The sequence below is a fragment of the Thiomonas sp. FB-6 genome (assembly GCF_000377645.1).
In the GTDB taxonomy this organism is placed as follows: domain Bacteria; phylum Pseudomonadota; class Gammaproteobacteria; order Burkholderiales; family Burkholderiaceae_C; genus Thiomonas_A.
Genome location: NZ_KB898471.1, coordinates 70,171 through 86,733 on the forward strand (window position 1 = coordinate 70,171; position 16,563 = coordinate 86,733).

The following is a 16,563-nucleotide window of genomic DNA, read 5'->3' on the forward strand; positions in this document are numbered from 1 at the left end:
GGCTACGCCCCGCCCGCTTCGCAGCGCAACCACTCGCCGTCGCGCCACAGCCGCGCGCGCCCGATCCCCACCAGCACCGGCGCCTGCGCCGGCGCGTCGAGCTGGCGCAGCAAATTGTCCAGTTGCTCGGCGTTGCTGCGCAGCCCGAGTTCGGCCAGCCAGGCGCGCAGCACCTGCGCACGCCGCGGCGGCTCCCAGCCGGCCAGATCGGCCAGGCGCAGCCCGGCCTCGCCGCGGCAGGCGCGCAGGTCCCGCCCGGCCTGCGCGCTCAGCTGCTCCGCCGCCTGCGCGCACAGGGAGGCACTGCGCCCCAGAGTGCGGCGCCACGCGGGCTCCAGGCGATCGAGCACCGGCAGCAGTTCGCGGCGGATGCGCCCGCGGCGCAGCGCGGGGTCCTCGTTCATCGGGTCCAGCACATAGGGCACGCCGGCAGCGTCCAGCTGCGCGCGCAGCTGCGGCGCCGCGCATTCCAGCAGCGGACGTCCCAGCCACAGGCCCGCGCGGTTCGCGGCCGCCGGCATCGCCGCCAGCCCGGCCGGACCGGCGCCGCGCAGCAAGGCCAGCAACAGGCTCTCGGCCTGGTCGTCGGCATGGTGCCCGAGCAGCAGCCAGGCGCAGCCCAGCTCGCGCGCCGCGCGGTGCAACGCGGCGTGGCGCGCCAGCCGGGCCTGCTCCTCCACGCTGTCGCCGCGGGCCTGGCGCACCCGCACGTGCAGCACCCGGCAGTCCAGGCCCCAGTCGTCGCAGCGCGCCAGCGCGTGCGCGGCGAAGTCGTCGGCCGCGGGCTGCAGCCCATGGTGCACGTGCAGCGCATGCACCGCGCGCCCCGGCCACAGGCGCAACGCGGCCAGCAGCAAGGCAGTGGAATCGGCGCCGCCGCTGAAGGCCACGGCCAGCGGACGCGCCGCATCGGCCAGGGCCTCGCCCTCGGCGCGCGCGCTGCGCGCGCGCACGAAGCGGCGCAGCGCGGCCAGGGCGCCGCGCGTGGCCGCCGCCGGCGGCCTCAGCGCGCGGACTTCGTGTCCTGGAAGCGACCGAAGGCGCACAGCCGCTCGTAGCGCTGGCGCACCAGATCGGCGGGCTTGATGCCCTGGAACTGGCGCAGGCTCTCGCCCAGGGCGCGCTTGAGCGAGGCCGACATGGCCTGCGGGTCGCGGTGCGCGCCGCCCACCGGCTCGCTGACGATCTTGTCGATCAGCCCCAGTGCCTTCAGGCGGTGCGCGGTCAGGCCCAGCGCCTCCGCGGCGTCGGCCGCGCGCTCCGCGCTTTTCCACAGGATGGACGCGCAGCCCTCGGGGGAGATCACCGAGTACACCGAGAACTGCAGCATCAGCACGTGGTCGGCCACGGCGATGGCCAGCGCGCCGCCCGAGCCGCCTTCGCCGATGATGGTGGAGACGATCGGCACTTCCAGCTGCGCCATCTCCAGGATGTTGCGCCCGATGGCCTCGGACTGGTTGCGCTCCTCGGCGTCGATGCCCGGATAGGCGCCGGGGGTGTCGACGAAGGTGAACACCGGCAGGCCGAACTTCTCCGCCAGCTTCATCAGGCGCAGGGCCTTGCGGTAGCCCTCGGGCTTGCTCATGCCGAAGTTGCGCATCGCGCGCTCCTTCGTGTCACGCCCCTTCTGGTGCCCGAGCACCATGCAGGCCTGGCCGTTGAAGCGCGCCAGGCCGCCGACGATGGACAGGTCGTCGGCGAAATGGCGGTCGCCGTGCAGTTCGTGGAAATCGGTGAACAGGCTGGCCACGTAGTCCAGCGTGTAGGGACGCTGCGCGTGCCGGGCGATCTGCGTGACCTGCCAGGGACTGAGCTTGCTGTACAGGTCCTTGGTCAGCTGCAGGCTCTTTTTCTGCAGGCGCGAGATCTCCTCGGAGATGTCGACCGCCGACTCGTCCTGCACGAAACGCAGTTCCTCGATCTTGGCCTCGAGTTCGGCCACCGGCTGTTCGAAATCCAGAAAGACTTTCTTGCTCATGATGTGATCGGTTCGCCGAGAAAGGCCCCGCGGGGGCCCGCGGACCGCGCGCGCGGTCGGAATTCAGTATTCCACCGGAATCGGGTCCAGGCTGCGCCAAATATACCAAGTACCCACGGAACGCCAGGGTTCCCAGGCCGCGGCCACCTCGCGCAGCTCGCTGCGGCTGACCGCCTCGCCGGAAAAGTAGCACTGGCTGATGCCCTTGCGCAAGCCGAGGTCGTCCAGCGGCAGCACGTCCGGCCGCAGCAGGTGGAACATGAGGAACATCTCCGCGGTCCAGCGACCGATGCCGCGGATGGCCACCAGTTCCCCGATGATCGCCTCGTCGGGCATCTCGTGCCATTGCCCGGGATGCACCAGCCCCTGTTCGAAACGGGTGGCCAGGTCGCGCAGGTATTCGGCCTTGCGCTGGGACAGCCCTGCCTGGCGCAGGGACTGCGTGTCATGCGCCAGCAGGCGCTCCGGGCGCACCGGGCCGACCAGGGCGAGCAGGCGCTCCCACACCGATTGCGCGGCGCTCACCGAGATCTGCTGGCCCACGATGGAGCGCGCCAGGGTCTGGAAGGCGTCGCCGCGGCTTTGCAGCCGCGCCTTGCCGTACTCGGGAATGAGCCTGCGCATCACGCGATCGGCGCGCATGAGCTCGCCGCAGGCCTCGTCCCAATAGGACGGGGTTCCCGCGGCGGGCTGCCGGGTCCTGGGGCCCATGGCTCAGGCCCTGCGCCACAGCGTGATGCCGCCGGGCTTGTCCTCGAGCTGGATGCCGCGCTCGAGCAGAGCGGCGCGGATGCGGTCGGCGCTGGCGTAGTCGCGCGCCTGCTTGGCCTGCGCGCGCAGGCGCAGCTGCTCCTCGATCCAGGCCTTGTCGGCATCGTCGGTGCCGCCCTGCAGGAAAGCCTGCGGCGCGCTTTGCAGCAGGCCCAGCGTGGCGCCCAGCCCCTTGAGCAGCGCGGCCAGCGCGGGATCGCCACTGCGATTGAGTTCGCTGGCCAGCTCGAACAGCACCGCCAGCGCCTCCGGCGTGTTGAAGTCGTCGTCCATCGCGGCGCCGAAACGCCGGGCCAGCGGATGCTCCCAGTCCACCGCGGCGGGCACCGCCGCGTGCTCCTGCAGTGCGATGTACAGGCGCTCCAGCGCGCTGCGCGCGTCGCGCAACGCGTCGTCGCTGTAGTTCAACGGGCTGCGGTAATGGGCGCGGATGATGAAAAAGCGCAGGGTCTCGGGGTCGACGGTCTTGAGGACGTCACGGATGGTCAGGAAGTTGCCGAGGGACTTCGACATCTTCTCCTCGTCCACGCGCACGAAACCGTTGTGCATCCACGTGCCCACCCAGGGCTTGCCGGTCACGCCCTCGGTCTGCGCGATCTCGTTCTCATGGTGCGGGAACTGCAGGTCCGCGCCGCCGCCGTGGATGTCGAACTGCTCGCCCAGCAGCTCGCAGCTCATGGCCGAACACTCGATGTGCCAGCCCGGGCGCCCCTGGCCCCAGGGCGAGTCCCAGCGCACCTCGGCCGGTTCCTCCGGCTTGGCACGCTTCCACAGCACGAAATCCAGCGGGTCACGCTTGGCCGCGTCCACCTCGACGCGCTCGCCGGCGTGCAGCTCGTCCAGCGACTTGCCCGACAGGCTGCCGTAGCCGGGGAAGCTGCGCACCGCGAAATCCACGTCGCCGGCGGCATCCTGGTAGGCCAGGCCGCGCTCGACCAGCTGGCCGATCATGCGCTGCATGGCCGCGATGTGCTCGGTGGCGCGCGGCTCCATGTCGGGCCGCTCGATGCCCAGCGCGTCGGTGTCCTCGTGCATGGCCTGGATGAAGCGGTCGGTGAGCTCGCGCACGCTCACGCCGCTGTCTACCGCGCGGCGGATGATCTTGTCGTCCACGTCGGTGATGTTGCGCACGTAGGTCACGCGCAGGCCGCGCGCCTTGAGCCAGCGCTGCACCACGTCGAACACCGCCATCATGCGCGCATGCCCCAGGTGGCAGAAGTCGTACACGGTCATGCCGCACACGTACATGCGCACATGCCCGGGCTCCAGCGGCACCAGAGGCTGCTTGCTACGCGACAGGGTGTTGTAGATGTGGACGGTCATGGGGTACGCGGAGGGTGGCGCAGCGCGCAAGGGCGAAAACTTAGCACAGGCTGCCGCTTCACGGCGCCGGCGCCGCGGTCACGCGGCTGCGGAGTCAAAGCCCATGCTGTGGGAACTGAGCAATACCGGCGTGGGCATATCGAGGCCTCCGCACGCGGCGCAGCCAATCGGAGTGCAATCAAGCCGAAGCGCCGCAATGCGGCCGTACGCCAACGCCGGAGGATTCGCATGCCATCGCAGAGTTCCGTCGCACCGAAGGAGCGCGTCAACATCGTCTACCGCCCGGCCACCGAGGGCGCCCAGGCGGAGGTCGAGCTTCCCCTGAAGCTGCTGGTGCTGGGCGACTACACGCTGCGCGATGACGACACGCCGCTGGAGGATCTCGAGCCCGTCGCCGTGGACAAGGACAATTTCGACCACGTGCTCGCGGCGCAGGCGCCGCGCCTGCAGCTGCAGGTGCCGGACATGCTGCAGCGCCAGCGTGGGCGCACGCTGCAGGTGGATCTGCGCTTCGCCCGTCTTGACGACTTCTCCCCCGACGCCCTGCTCGCCCAGGTCCCGCAACTGCACGCACTGCTGGAGCTGCGCGAGGCGCTGAAGGCGCTCAAGGGCCCGCTGAGCAACATTCCCGCCTTCCGCAGGAAGCTGCAGCAGATCGCCGCCGAGCCCGAGCTGCGGCGCCGCCTGGCCACGGAACTGCGGCAGGCGGCCGCCCAGCCGGGCCAGGCCGCGCACGAAGGCCAGGACGCGCAGGAGGCCCAGGACGCGCAGCAAGCGCCCGCGGACCCGGCGGAGGCGCCATGAACGACACCGCGCAGCCCGCAAGCGCCCGGCACGACGCACCCGGCGAGACCACGCCCGTGCTCGACGAACTCGCGCTGAGCGCGCGGGTACGCCCCGGCGACGAGGCCTACGCGCTCACCCGCCGCGGCATCGAGGCCCTGCTCCAGCACCTGCTCGAACCCGAGGCGGATGCGCAGGCGGATGCGCAGGCGGGTGCGCAGGCGGGTGCGCAGGCCCCTGAAACGCCTCCGGCCCTGCAGGCCGCGGCGTCTCCCGCCGCCGCGCCGCAGCCGCCCGGCGCGGCGGCCGACCCGCGGCTGGTCGACGCGCTGATCGCCGAGATCGACCGCCAGCTCTCCGACCAGGTCGACGCCATCCTGCACCACCCCCGGTTCCAGAGCCTGGAATCGGCCTGGCGCTCGCTAAAGTTCCTGGTCGACCGCACCAACTTCCGCGAGAACACGCGCATCCACTTCCTGTCGCTGAGCAAGCAGCGCCTGATGCGCGACTTCGCCGACAGCCCCGAGATCGTGCGCAGCGGCCTATACCGGCTGATCTACACCGCCGAATACGGCCAGTTCGGCGGCCAACCTTATGGCGCCATCGTGGCCGACTACGAATTCGGCCCCTCGGCCCCCGACATCCGCCTGCTGGAGAACGCCTCCAAGGTGGCCGCGATGGCCCACGCGCCGCTGCTGGCGGGGGCCTCGCCGCAGTTCTTCGGGCTCGAGTCCATGCAGCAGCTTCCCGCGCTGAAGGACCTGGCCTCGCTGCTGGAGGGCCCGCAGTTCATCGCCTGGAACTCGCTGCGCGACAGCGAGGACGCCCGCTACCTGGGCCTGGCCCTGCCGCGCTTCCTGCTGCGCCTGCCCTACGGGCCCGACACCCTGCCGGCGCGCGCCTTCCAGTACCAGGAAAGCGTGGGCGAGGCCGGTGCCGGCTACCTGTGGGGCAACGCCGCCTTCGCGCTGGCCAGCAGGCTGTGCGACAGCTTCGCCGAATACCGCTGGTGCGCCAACGTGATCGGCCCGCAGGGCGGCGGCGAGGTCGGCGGCCTGCCGATCCACACCTACCCGTCGATGGGCACGCTGCAACATCGCCTGCCCACCGAGGTGCTGATCTCCGAACGCCGCGAGTTCGAACTCGCCGAGCAGGGGTTCATCGCGCTGACCATGCGCAAGAACAGCGACCGCGCGGCCTTCTTCTCCGCCAACTCGGTGCAAAGGCCCAAGTTCTTCGGCACCAGCGAGCAGGGCCGCGAGGCCGAGCTCAACTACCGGCTCAGCACCCAGCTTCCCTACATGTTCGTGGTCAGCCGCCTGGCCCACTACATCAAGGTGATCCAGCGCGAGAACATCGGCACCTGGAAGGAACGCGGGGATCTGGAGAACGCGCTCAACCTGTGGATTCGCCAGTACGTGGCGGACATGGACAACCCCGCGCCCGGCGTGCGCAGCCGACGCCCGCTGCGCCAGGCGCAGGTGCAGGTCAGCGACATCGAAGGCGAACCCGGCTGGTATCGCGTCGACCTGCGTGTACGCCCCCACTTCAAGTACATGGGGGCGTCCTTCACCTTGTCCCTCGTGGGCAAGCTCGAGAAACGTTGACACCAGGAGATCATCATGCCGATGCCGTGCTACCTCTCGCTCGAGGGCCAGACCCAGGGCGCCATCCAGGGCTCCAGCAAGGCCCAGGGACACGAAGGAAAGATCCTGGTGCAGGCCGTGGAGCACCTGGTCGAGATTCCCAGCAGCCCGCAGAACGGCCTGCCTTCGGGCAAGTGCGTGCTCGGGCCGATGACCCTGAGCAAGGAAGTGGACAAATCCTCGCCCAAGCTGTTCCAGGCGCTGAGCCAGGGCGAGCAGATGAGCAACGTCACCCTCGAATTCATGCGCATCTCCCCCAAGGGCACCGAGGAGAAGTACTACACCGTCAAGCTCAAGAACGCCATCATCACCCGGCTGCGCACCTGGGTGCCCCTGTGCATGGCCCAGGAGAACCAGCAGATGGGGCACATGGAGGACGTGTCGCTGACCTACGAGAAGATCACCTGGACCTTCGAGCCCGACGGCATCGAGGCCGAGGCCTCCTGCGTGGCCCCGCGCAACTGAGGCCGTCCGCGCCCACCGGGAGTTCCGCATGCACCGCGCACGCCTGCTCGAACGCGTGGCAGCCCGCGAAGCCGGCGTGTCCGGCGCGGCCGCCGCGCCAGGTGCGGGCCCCGGCGCCGCGCCCCTGGCGCCGGCCGCGCCGGCGCTGCTGCGTTCGGTGATCGCGCATCTCACCCGCGTGCTCAACACCCGGCGCGGCAGCGTGCCCATCGACGCCGGCTTCGGCATGCTGGATTTCGGCCCTGTCGACGCCGGAGCCAGCGACGTGGCCGATCTCGAGGCCCGCCTGCAGACCCTGATCGAGCGCTACGAACCTCGCCTGCTGCACCCCCGCGTACGCCTTCGCGGGGAACGCAGCGACGCGCTGTGCATGAGCTTCGACCTCGAAGCCTCCATCCTGCAGGCCGGTCGCGAGCAGCCCTGGTGCCTGGCCACCCGCATCGACGCCCAGGGTCGCGTACGCATCGACGATGCGCCCGAGTGAAAGCACAGGCCACGTGATGTTCAACCGGCATTTCGAGGATGAGCTCGGCCGCCTGAAGAATCTGGCCGCCGAATTCGCGCGCGACAACCCCGCGCTGGCGCCCATGCTGCTGGGCAGCAGTGCCGACCCCGACGTCGAACGCCTGCTCGAAGGCACCGCCTTCCTCACGGCCCTGCTGCGCCGCAGGCTCGACGACGGCCATCCGGAATTCGTGCAGGACCTCACGCGCCTGCTGTTCCCGCAGCACCTGCTGGCCCTGCCCGCGTCGGCCATGGTCGCCTTCGAGCCCACCATCGAGGACGCGGGCGAGGTGAAGGTCCCGGCGCACACCGAGTTGCTGTCCGTCCCGGTGGACGGAACCTGCTGCCGCTTTCGCACCAGCCACGAGCTGCAGTTGCAACCGGTGCGCATCGAGGACTGCGCGATGCACCACGCTCCCGGCGCGCCGCCGCTGCTGCGCCTGCGCCTGCGCGCCGCCACGCGCGCGGTGCGCCTCGACCATCTGCTGCTGTACATCGACGCCAGCCACGCCGAGGCCTGCCATCTGCTGCTCCTGCTCACGCGCCATCTGCGGCACCTGCGCCTGCGCGCAAGGGGCGCGCAGGCGGACGACGCGCTGGAATGCCTGCTGCCCGCGCACTGCGTGCAGCCCCGAGGCTTCGAGCACGCGCTGCTCGACTACCCGCCCCACGCCTTCGACGGCTACCGCGTGCTGCAGGAATACTTCGCGCAGCCCGCCAAGTTCCTGTTCGTGGGCGTCGAGGGGCTGCAGGGCCTCGCGGCGGGCTGGCGCGAACTGGAACTCGACTTCGAACTCGACCGCGCCTGGCCCTGGATGCCCGAGGTGCGCGCCGATACGCTGCGCCTGGGAGTGGTTCCCGCGGTGAACCTGTTCGACATCGACGCCGAGCCCATCGCCTGCGACCATCGGCGCAGCGAATACGCGCTACGCGTGCTGGACGAGCCGCACGAGCACTACGAGGTGCACGACATCCGGCGCGTACTCGGCAGCGCGCGAGGCGAGGCCCAGGCACGGTCCTGGCAGCCCTTCCAGCTTTACCCCGGCGCGGGCGAGCAGGGCCATCCCAGCTATCGCAGCGTGATCCGCCCGCATCCCCTGCGCGACACACCACAGACCTTTCTCGCACTGTGCTATCCGCCGGGGCAGGCCGCGCGCTCCGAGGTGCTCAGCGTGCGCCTGCGCTGCAGCAACGGCGCGCTGCCGGAGAACCTGGGCCGGGGCGATATCTGCCGTGCCGGCTCGAACACGCCCGACCGGGTGCGCTTCCACAACCTGCAGGCGCCGAGCGCCTACCGCCGCCCGCGCATCGATGCGGATCTCATGTGGCGCCTGCAGTCCCATGCCGCGCTGAACTACCTGTCCATCGCCGACGCCCCCACGCTGCGCAGCATGCTCCGGCTGCACGCCGACGCGCAGCAGGCCGGCGGCACGGCGGAGGCGGTGGCGCAGCACGCGGCGAACCGCAGGCGCATCGAGGGCATCGAGTCGGTGCAGGCGAGTGCGCAAACCCTGCTGGTCGGCAATTGCAGCCTGTTGCGCGGCCAGCGCCTGCGCGTTTGCTGCCGCGGCGAGCATTTCGGCGGGCTCGGCGACCTGTACCTGTTCGGCTGCGTGCTCGACGCCTTCCTGGCCGACTACGTGGGCATGAACAGTTTCGTGCTCCTCGAGCTCGAGGACACGCAGACCTCCCGGATCTTCACATGGCCAGCCAGAATCGGAACGCGCCCGACGCTGTGAGCTCGCCCACGCCGCAGGACCTCGAGCGCGACGCCACGCGCTACGAGTACCTGCAACTCCTGCGCATGCTGCGCCTGATCGGGGTGGCGCCCGACGACGCCGCGGCGCCGCGCGGCGTGCGTACGCGCCCTTCGCTCACGCTGGGCATCGAAGCCGGCGAGGTGGCGTCGGCGAAGCGCCTGCCCGACGGGCGCTGGAGCATCACGGCCAACGTGTTCGGCCTGTACGGGCCCGGCTCCCCGCTGCCGGTGTACTACACGGAGGATCTTCTGGAAGAGGCGCGCGAGGGGCGGCACGCGACCCGCGGACTGATCGACCTGCTGAACCACGTGTTGTATCCGCTGTTGTTCCGCTGCTGGGAGAAGGACCGCATCGCCCAGCGCATCGTGGAAGCCCTCGACACCCGGCTGTTGCAAGGCCTGCAGGGTTTCGCGGGAGTCGTGGCGCCGCGCCCCGCCGTGCTGCCCGCGCCGAAAGCGCTTCCGCCGTTGCTGTACCTCGCGCTGCTCCAGCAGCCCCCGGCACGCGTGCGCATGGCCACCCCCTACGCCGGCAGCCACCACGGCCTGCACCTGCCCCTGCTCGCCGGCACCGAGGTCCTCGTCGCCTTCCGCGACGGCGACCCCGACCAGCCCCTCATCACCGCCGCCGTCCCCAACTCCGAAAACCCCAGCCTCGCTCGCCACGACAACGCCTTCATCCACCAGCTGCACACCGCCGGCGGCAACACCCTGCTCCTCGACGACCGCGACGGCCGCCAGGCCCTGCGCATGCACTCCCCCTCCTCCAACTCCTCCCTCAGCCTCGGCTCCTCCAGCCCCGACTCCGACTCCGCCGGCATCGAACTGAGCACCAGCGGCGGCCGCGCGGCGGTGATCGCCGGCTCGCGCTACGACATCAGCTTCGGCGGCGCCCAGTCCACGTCCCTCGGCGTCACCGGGGTCCTGCATGGCGCCTACTCCATCGAGGCCTCGATCCTGTCGGCCTGCGAATGCAACCTGCGCGGCCGCGTCGCCTGGAGTCGCCAGCCGACCCAGGCGATCGGCAATGGCTCGTGGGAACAGCGCGGGCCCGAATGCCAGCTGCAGGCCGACTCGGACTTGCGCCTGGGCGCCGGCCTGGACGCGGCGACCGTGCAGGAGCTGGAGGGCTATCGCCGCCGCATCCGCAGGGCCATCGCCGCCGCCTCGCTGGGCTACCTGGGCATCGGCGCGTCGCTGGTGGCGGTCGACTTCTGGCGCAACCGCGGCCCCCAGGTGCCGAAACCTGATTCGGTGCACTGGCTGAAGACGGCCGCGATCACCCTCGTCCGCATGGCGCCGTCGCTAGCGCTGCATCGCGTGGTCGACGCGGCCTTGCGTGCGATCGACCAGCGCAGCAGCGGCCGCTACGCGTCGAGCCTGGAACTGCAAAGCCAGGGCTCGAATCTGCGCCACAGCGGCGAACAGGGACAAGAGCAATCCCTGCGGGTCGAGGCCGGGCTGCTGCAGCTGCGCAGCGAAACGCCCGAGGGCGCGGCTTCGGAGTTGCGCGTGGAGGCGGATGCGCTCGAGCACTCCTCCCCGAACACACGATTGCGCTGCGAGAGCGAGCCAGCCAGCCTGAAGCTGGCTGCGGGGCCCGGCACGAGGCTGGTGGCTCGCGAGGATTCGCTGCTTCTCGAGGCCGACCGGAGCCAAGCGCGAGTCCTGCTGCAAACCACGGGCGTGCGCGTCTCCTGCCGCCACCTGCAGGTGTTCGAATCCGAGCGAGTCCGGATCGACTGACGCCGAATGGCCGTTCCAGGCCTGCGAGCCACCATGCCCGTCCCTTCCGCCCCTTCCGCTCCCTTCGCCGCCGGTGCCGATGCTGCCGGGGCGCCGGGCTTCGTCTCCCAGGGCTGCGATCCCGGCAGCCTCGAGCTGCTCGAGGCCCGACCACGCGATGGCCGCCAGGCCCTGCGCATGCACTCCCCCTCCTCCAACTCCTCCCTCAGCCTCGGCTCCTCCAGCCCCGGCTCCGACTCCGCCGGCGTGCACATCGCCACCGAGGGCGAACAGCGCTCGATGATCGTCGGCGAGTCACTCAGCGTGACCGGCGGCACGGTCGACAGCCGCCTCGAACTCGACGCGGCAGGCGCCCGACTGGCAGCAGCGGCCCCGCCCGACGCCGCGCCGACCTGCCTGAGCGTGGACGATCACGGCGTCCTGCTGCGCAGCGGCCAGGCCGGCCTGCGGCTGAGCGCGAATCCCGCCTGCGTCCAACTGGGGGTCGAGGGCCGTGCCGGCATGCGGGCCGACGCGCAGCAGACCTCGCTGGAGGTCGGCGCCGACACGGTGGCGCGGCTTCTTGCCGACGATTCGGCGCTGCTGACCGCCAAGCCGCGGCGGAGCCGCGAAAACCGCAGAAGCCTGCTCTGAAGCCGCAAGACCACGACCAGCCTCGGACCATGCCCGTCCCTTCCGCCCCCTCCGCTCCCTTCGCCGCCGGTGCCGATGCTGCCGGGGCGCCGTGCTTCGTCTCCCAGGGCTGCGATCCCGGCAGCCTCGAGCTGCTCGAGGCCCACGGCAGCGAGGCCCTGGGCGAGCCCTTCGCCTTCGAGCTCACCCTGGCCAGCCCCAGCCCCGAGCTTGATCTGCACGCCCTGCTGCGCAGCCCCGCCTGCCTGCGCCTGCGCCACCTCCACCCCGAGCTGCCCGACCTCCCCTACCACGGCATGCTCGAGCGCTTCGAGCAACTCCACTCCACCCCCTCCCACACCCTGTATCGCGCCCGCCTCGTGCCCCGCCTGCAGCGCCTGGCCCTGTGCCGCCACTCCCGCAGCTTCACCACCGAGCGCAGCGTCCCCGACACCCTGCGGCAGCTCCTGCTCGACTCCGGCGTCCACCCCCTGCGCATGCAACTGCGCGCCTCCTACCGCCCCCGCAACTTCCTCTGCCAGTACGACGAGTCCGACCTCGACTTCCTCCACCGCTGGCTCCAGCGCGAAGGCCTGTTCTACCTCTTCGAACACGGCCCCGACGCCGAATCCCTGCTCCTGCTCGACCACCACGAGCTGCTGCCCCCCGACACCCTCGACGTCGCCTGGCAGCCCCTGCCCCACCTGCCAGGCTCCGACTCCCACCCCGCCGTGCACGATTGGCACGCCCTGCTCCAGCCCCTGCCCCGCCAGCTCGTGCTCCACCAGCGCAACCACCGCAAGGCCGCCGTCGAGCTCAGCGTGCGCCGCACCCTCGACCCCGACGGCCTGGGCGAACTCGTGCTCGAACACCTCGACTTCCGCGACCACGACGAAGGCCGCCACTACGCCGACATCCTCGCCCAGCAACTGCGCTGCCGCGCCCAGCGCTTCCTCGCCAGCTCCTCCTGCCGCGGCATGCGCTGCGGCCAGACCCTGCGCCTGCACGGCCACCCCCGCGCCGACTTCAACCGCTCCTACCTCGTCACACGCGTCACCCACCACGCCACCCGCTCCACCCCCGCGCTGCCCGGACGCGACAACGCCTACTCCTGCCAGCTCGAACTCATCGACCTCGCGCTGCCCTTCCGCCCCCAGCCGGGCGATGCGGATGCACAAGAGCCTCCAGGTCCGCGGCGAGCCGCGCCCCGATGCCGCCACCCCGGTGGACCTGCCCGAACTCGGCCCCCTGCAGGCGCGCCTGCCCGCCGACTCCCGGGCCCGCGACCAGGCCCGGGCTCACGCCGCGGCATGGTTGTCGGCATGGCCGCACGGGGCCGGCACGACCGGCCCCGTGGCCCCGGCCGATCAGTGCCTGGCCGAGGGCCTGGTCGGCGACGAAAGCCTGGAAATGCTGCACCTGCACCCGCTGCACCGGCTGCTTCGAACCCGGCTTCCCGGCCTGCGCCCGCGCTGCCTCTGGACGCTTCCCCCCGGACCTGCCGGTGCCGGGCACCCGGGCCCGATCGAGCTGCCGCTGCGGGCGTGCACGCTATGGCTGTTTCCCGACAGGCTGCGCGCCATCCTGGTCTTCGAGGCGCGCGTCGCGACCACCGCCGCGCACTCGGTGCGGGACGAGACCTTGCTGGCGCGCTGGGTGCCTTGCGCCGAGCAAGGCTCCTTTTCCATGAGTCCCTCCCCGCGCCAGGACGCGCCCGCCGGCCTCCCGTCCTTCGCCGGCGCGGCCGACGCCACGCCGAAGGCCTCCGATGCCAAGCCCCCTCCCCGCCCCGAGCCTGCCGCGCAGGCTCGCGAGATGCGCGGCCAGATGGCCGAAGCGGCGCGCCAGCGCCTGCGCGAGCAGGGGTGGAGCCAGGCACGCCTCGAGCAACTGGACGCAAGCGGCTGGACGGGCGACCCTCCCGAAGCCGCCCTTCCCCTCGAGGACCTGCTGAAGCAATTGAACGAGCAGACCGAGACCTTGCGTCGAACCCACGGCATCGACGACCCCACGCTGCAACGCTTCCTGTCGCTGGCCGAGCGCGAGCTGCAGGACTCCGCTCGGCAAGGCTCGGCGCCGCAAGCCCTGGCCCGGGCCCTGCAGGATCTCGATGCGGCCACGCACAAGGCCCTGGCCGACGCCGGCCTGGACGCCCAGCGGGCGCAGCGGATGCTGCGCCGCTACCAGCCCGAAGCGGCCGATGCGCTGCAGGCCGCGCTGGCCGAGGCGCCGCCCGCGTCGGGCGCCGCGGCCGGCCCGCGAGCTGCCCCGCCCCAGGACAAGGCCGAGCCGGCGCGCGGCGCGCGCGCAAGCGGCCCGTGCACGCGCGAACAAGTCCGCGAATGGCTGTCCGAGGGGCGTTCGCTGCGCGGCGCCAAGCTGGACGGACTGGACCTGCGCGGCCTCGACTTGTCCGGGGCCGATCTGCGAGAGGTCCAGGCGCGCGGCACCCTGCTGGCCGCGTGCACCCTGCGCCGCGCCGACCTGCGCGAGGCGCTGTTGCACGACGCCGACCTGCGCCGCGCCGATTTGCGCGAGGCCCGGCTCGGCGGCTGCAGCTGCGCGCGCGCCCGGCTGGACGGCGCGTGGCTCGACCAGGCCGATTGCGGCGACGCCGACTTCACGCAGGCCGGGCTGGCCCAGGCCTCGCTGCGCGGCGCCTGCCTGCGGGACTGTGTGTTCGAGCAGGCGGATCTGCGCGCGGTGTCGGCCGAGCGCTGCAAGGCCGACGGCGCCCAATTCGGAGAATGCACCCTCGACGACGGCGATTGGCGCGGCAGTTCCCTGCGTTCGGCCGCGTGGCTGGATTGCAGCCTGTCGCGCCTGCGCGCGCACCACGCAGACGCGCGCGACCTGGCGCTGCAAGGCTCGCGGGCACGCGAAGTCGTCTTCGAGCATGCTGACCTGCGCGGCTCGCGCGCCGGCGGGAGCACCCGGCTGGTCGGTGCGCGGCTGGAGGGAGCCGACCTGCGCGACGCCTGCTGGGAGGGCAGCGTGCTGGCGGCGGCCGATCTTCGTGCCTGCCGGCTCGATGGCGCCAATTTCTCCCGGGTGCGGGCGCGCGGCGCGCGCATGTCCGGCGTGCACGGGAGCTGGCTGCGCCTGGACGAAGCGGACCTGCGTGGCGTCGACCTGCGCGGTGCGAAGCTGCTCCAGGCCAGCCTGGCCGGTGCCGACCTGCGCGGTGCCAGCCTGGCCGGAGCCCTGTGCTTCGGTGCCGACCTCGCCGACACGCGCGGCCCGGCGTCCACCTGGCGCGGCGCTGATCTGCGCCGTACGGTACTGGCGGCACGCAGCGCGGCGTCCGCGCGCCCCGAGGGCCTCTGCGCGGAGCCCGCATCGTGACCCCCGAGCTACGCGAGATCCTGCAGGCGGCGCGGCCCCGGCGCCTGCTGCGCGGTGCGGATCTGCGGGGCCAGGACCTGCGCGGCGCCGACCTGCGCGGCTGGACCCTGCGGGAGTTGTGCCTGGACGACGCCGATTTGCGCGAGCTTCGCCTGGACGACGCCGTGCTGCAGAGCTGCACGCTGCGCTGCGCGGACCTCGGCGCCAGCACGCTGGGCGCGGCCTGGCTGACCGACTGTGATCTCGCGCGGGCGCGCCTGGCCGGCTGCCAGGCAGCGGCGGCGAGCTTCGAGCGCTGCGACCTGCGCGGCGCCGACTGCAGCGGCGCCGATTTGCGCAAGGCCTTGCTGCAGGACTGCGCCCAGGAGGGCGCCGATTACTCCGATGCCGATCTCGGGCGCTGCATGGCGGAGGGCTCCGACTGGCGCGGCGTGCGCCTGCGCGGCACGCGGCTGCAGACCGCCTTCCTGCAGGAGCTCCGCCTGGACGATCAGGACCTTCGCGCCTGCGATCTGCTGGCCTGCGACCTGGGCGGAGCAAGCCTGCGCGGCTGCCGCCTGGACGGCATGGAGCTGCTGCGCACCCGCCTGGCGGGGGCATGCCTGGACGGCGCGAATCTCGACCATGCGCGGCTGGAACTGGTCCGCCTGGAACAGGCCAGCTTGCGTGGCGCTCGACTGGCGGGGCTGCAGGCCCGCCGCGTGCAGGCCGAAGCAGCCTGCCTGGAGGCCTGCGCCGCCGACACCTCGATCTGGCGGGAATGCCAGCTCGCGCATGCCAGCTGGCGCGGCGCCCATCTGCGCGACACCACCTTCGAGGCCTGTGACTGGTCCTTCGCGCGGCTCGACGCCGCCGAGCTGGGCGGCTCCAGGCTGCACGACCTGAACCTGCACGCCTGCGATCTCGCGGGCATGCGATCGGGGCCGGCCGAGATGCTGCGCTGCCGCGCTACCGACGCGGCTCTGCTGGAGGCCCAGCAATGGCAGCCGCGCCCGCCTTCCACCCCCCCAGAAACCCAGGAGCCTGAACCATGAGCGCAGTCGCCTTGCATGCCCTCCATCCCGAGCAGGGTGCCGTACTCGCGCGCGGCATGGTCGAGCGCGAGCACGATGGCCTGTGCCGCGTGCTGTGCGAGGGCCGCTTCCTGGCCGCGAGCCCTGCGGTCAGTTGCCTGCTGCGTCCACGCCAGGGCGACGAGGTGCTGCTCGTGCTCTCCCCCGACCAGGCGCCCCTGGTGCTGGCCGTGTTGCTGCGCCAGCAGGACGAAGGACGGCTGCGCCTGCCCGGCGGCGCCGAACTGCAGGGCGATGCCGAGGGCTTGCGCGTGCGCGCGCCCGCGCTCGACCTGTGTTGCGAGCGCGTGGAGTTTCGCGCCACCCAGGTGCGCGCCCTGTTCGGGCGCCTGCAGGCGGCGGGGCACGAATGGCTGGCGCGCCTGGAACGCAGCCTGGTCGACGTGGGCGACAGCATGCGCAGGGTGCGCGGCATGGACGAGACACGGGCCGCGCAGCAGCGCGTGCACGTGCAAGGCCGCATGCACCTGCGGTGCGACGACGCCAGCCTGGTCGCGCGGCGCCGCGTGCGGATCGACGGCAGCCACATCGACCTCGGTTGAACTCACTCGAAGCGGA

11 protein-coding genes and 3 pseudogenes are annotated in these 16,563 nt (G+C 71.9%); 10 read left to right on the forward strand and 4 right to left on the reverse strand.

Translation table 11 applies throughout. The features are described from left to right. Nucleotides 1-2: 2 nt before the first annotated feature. The 4 genes from tilS to cysS all read right to left on the reverse strand — a co-directional run bounded on the left by tilS (nt 3) and on the right by cysS (nt 4,072). Entirely contained in the window at nt 3-1,046 is a 1,044-nt protein-coding gene (tilS, locus tag D466_RS20025; RefSeq protein WP_018911693.1) for a tRNA lysidine(34) synthetase TilS, read from the reverse strand. Continuing rightward, nucleotides 1,004-1,978, reverse strand: a complete 975-nt coding sequence (locus tag D466_RS0100340; protein WP_018911694.1) for an acetyl-CoA carboxylase carboxyltransferase subunit alpha — start codon at nt 1,976-1,978, stop codon at nt 1,004-1,006. Before D466_RS0100340 ends, tilS begins: the two co-directional genes overlap by 43 nt. A gap of 63 nt (nt 1,979-2,041) precedes the next feature. Next, a complete protein-coding gene (locus tag D466_RS0100345) occupies nt 2,042-2,689 on the reverse strand; it encodes a DNA-3-methyladenine glycosylase (RefSeq protein WP_026284715.1) in 648 nt (215 codons plus the stop codon). A 3-nt stretch (nt 2,690-2,692) separates the two neighbouring features. Further along, entirely contained in the window at nt 2,693-4,072 is a 1,380-nt protein-coding gene (gene cysS, locus D466_RS0100350) for a cysteine--tRNA ligase (RefSeq protein ID WP_018911696.1), read from the reverse strand. 228 nt (nt 4,073-4,300) lie between these two features. Between cysS and tssB the strand changes: the two are divergent. From tssB to D466_RS0100400, 10 genes and pseudogenes are all read left to right on the forward strand, one after another. Next, nucleotides 4,301-4,771, forward strand: a pseudogene (tssB, locus tag D466_RS0100355) (type VI secretion system contractile sheath small subunit); the annotation flags it as partial. Nucleotides 4,772-5,172: 401 nt separating this feature from the next. Continuing rightward, nucleotides 5,173-6,462, forward strand: a pseudogene (gene tssC, locus D466_RS0100360) (type VI secretion system contractile sheath large subunit); the annotation flags it as partial. Between the two features lie 15 nt (nt 6,463-6,477). Further along, nucleotides 6,478-6,966 carry an Hcp family type VI secretion system effector gene (locus D466_RS0100365; RefSeq protein ID WP_018911699.1) on the forward strand — a complete coding sequence of 163 codons (489 nt, stop codon included), beginning with the start codon at nt 6,478-6,480 and terminating at the stop codon, nt 6,964-6,966. 28 nt (nt 6,967-6,994) lie between these two features. Then, entirely contained in the window at nt 6,995-7,450 is a 456-nt protein-coding gene (gene tssE, locus D466_RS20030) for a type VI secretion system baseplate subunit TssE (RefSeq protein WP_018911700.1), read from the forward strand. After that, nucleotides 7,437-9,209, forward strand: coding sequence for a type VI secretion system baseplate subunit TssF (gene tssF / locus D466_RS0100375; protein ID WP_081629766.1), 1,773 nt, complete (start codon nt 7,437-7,439; stop codon nt 9,207-9,209). The genes tssE and tssF overlap by 14 nt, the downstream gene beginning before the upstream one ends. Next, nucleotides 9,173-10,975 carry a type VI secretion system baseplate subunit TssG gene (locus tag D466_RS22600; RefSeq protein WP_018911702.1) on the forward strand — a complete coding sequence of 601 codons (1,803 nt, stop codon included), beginning with the start codon at nt 9,173-9,175 and terminating at the stop codon, nt 10,973-10,975. The genes tssF and D466_RS22600 overlap by 37 nt, the downstream gene beginning before the upstream one ends. Before the next feature lie 662 nt (nt 10,976-11,637). Next, nucleotides 11,638-12,687: pseudogene (locus D466_RS25060) on the forward strand (type VI secretion system Vgr family protein); the annotation flags it as partial. 70 nt (nt 12,688-12,757) lie between these two features. Further along, a complete protein-coding gene (locus tag D466_RS0100390) occupies nt 12,758-14,932 on the forward strand; it encodes a pentapeptide repeat-containing protein (RefSeq protein ID WP_018911703.1) in 2,175 nt (724 codons plus the stop codon). After that, nucleotides 14,929-15,966 (forward strand): pentapeptide repeat-containing protein, encoded by a 1,038-nt coding sequence (locus tag D466_RS20040; protein ID WP_018911704.1) that lies wholly within the window; start codon nt 14,929-14,931, stop codon nt 15,964-15,966. The genes D466_RS0100390 and D466_RS20040 overlap by 4 nt, the downstream gene beginning before the upstream one ends. Further along, nucleotides 15,963-16,547 carry a DUF3540 domain-containing protein gene (locus tag D466_RS0100400; RefSeq protein WP_018911705.1) on the forward strand — a complete coding sequence of 195 codons (585 nt, stop codon included), beginning with the start codon at nt 15,963-15,965 and terminating at the stop codon, nt 16,545-16,547. Before D466_RS20040 ends, D466_RS0100400 begins: the two co-directional genes overlap by 4 nt. Nucleotides 16,548-16,563: the final 16 nt, after the last annotated feature.

Excerpts from the sequence above, each read along its gene's own strand:
- D466_RS22600 (WP_018911702.1), top strand. The coding sequence starts at position 9,173 with ATGGCCAGCCAGAATCGGAACGCGCCCGACGCTGTGAGCTCGCCCACG.
- D466_RS0100365 (WP_018911699.1), top strand. The coding sequence starts at position 6,478 with ATGCCGATGCCGTGCTACCTCTCGCTCGAGGGCCAGACCCAGGGCGCC.
- cysS (WP_018911696.1), bottom strand. The coding sequence starts at position 4,072 with ATGACCGTCCACATCTACAACACCCTGTCGCGTAGCAAGCAGCCTCTG.
- D466_RS0100340 (WP_018911694.1), bottom strand. The coding sequence starts at position 1,978 with ATGAGCAAGAAAGTCTTTCTGGATTTCGAACAGCCGGTGGCCGAACTC.
- D466_RS0100390 (WP_018911703.1), top strand. The coding sequence starts at position 12,758 with ATGCACAAGAGCCTCCAGGTCCGCGGCGAGCCGCGCCCCGATGCCGCC.
- tssE (WP_018911700.1), top strand. The coding sequence starts at position 6,995 with ATGCACCGCGCACGCCTGCTCGAACGCGTGGCAGCCCGCGAAGCCGGC.
- tssF (WP_081629766.1), top strand. The coding sequence starts at position 7,437 with ATGCGCCCGAGTGAAAGCACAGGCCACGTGATGTTCAACCGGCATTTC.
- D466_RS0100345 (WP_026284715.1), bottom strand. The coding sequence starts at position 2,689 with ATGGGCCCCAGGACCCGGCAGCCCGCCGCGGGAACCCCGTCCTATTGG.
- D466_RS0100400 (WP_018911705.1), top strand. The coding sequence starts at position 15,963 with ATGAGCGCAGTCGCCTTGCATGCCCTCCATCCCGAGCAGGGTGCCGTA.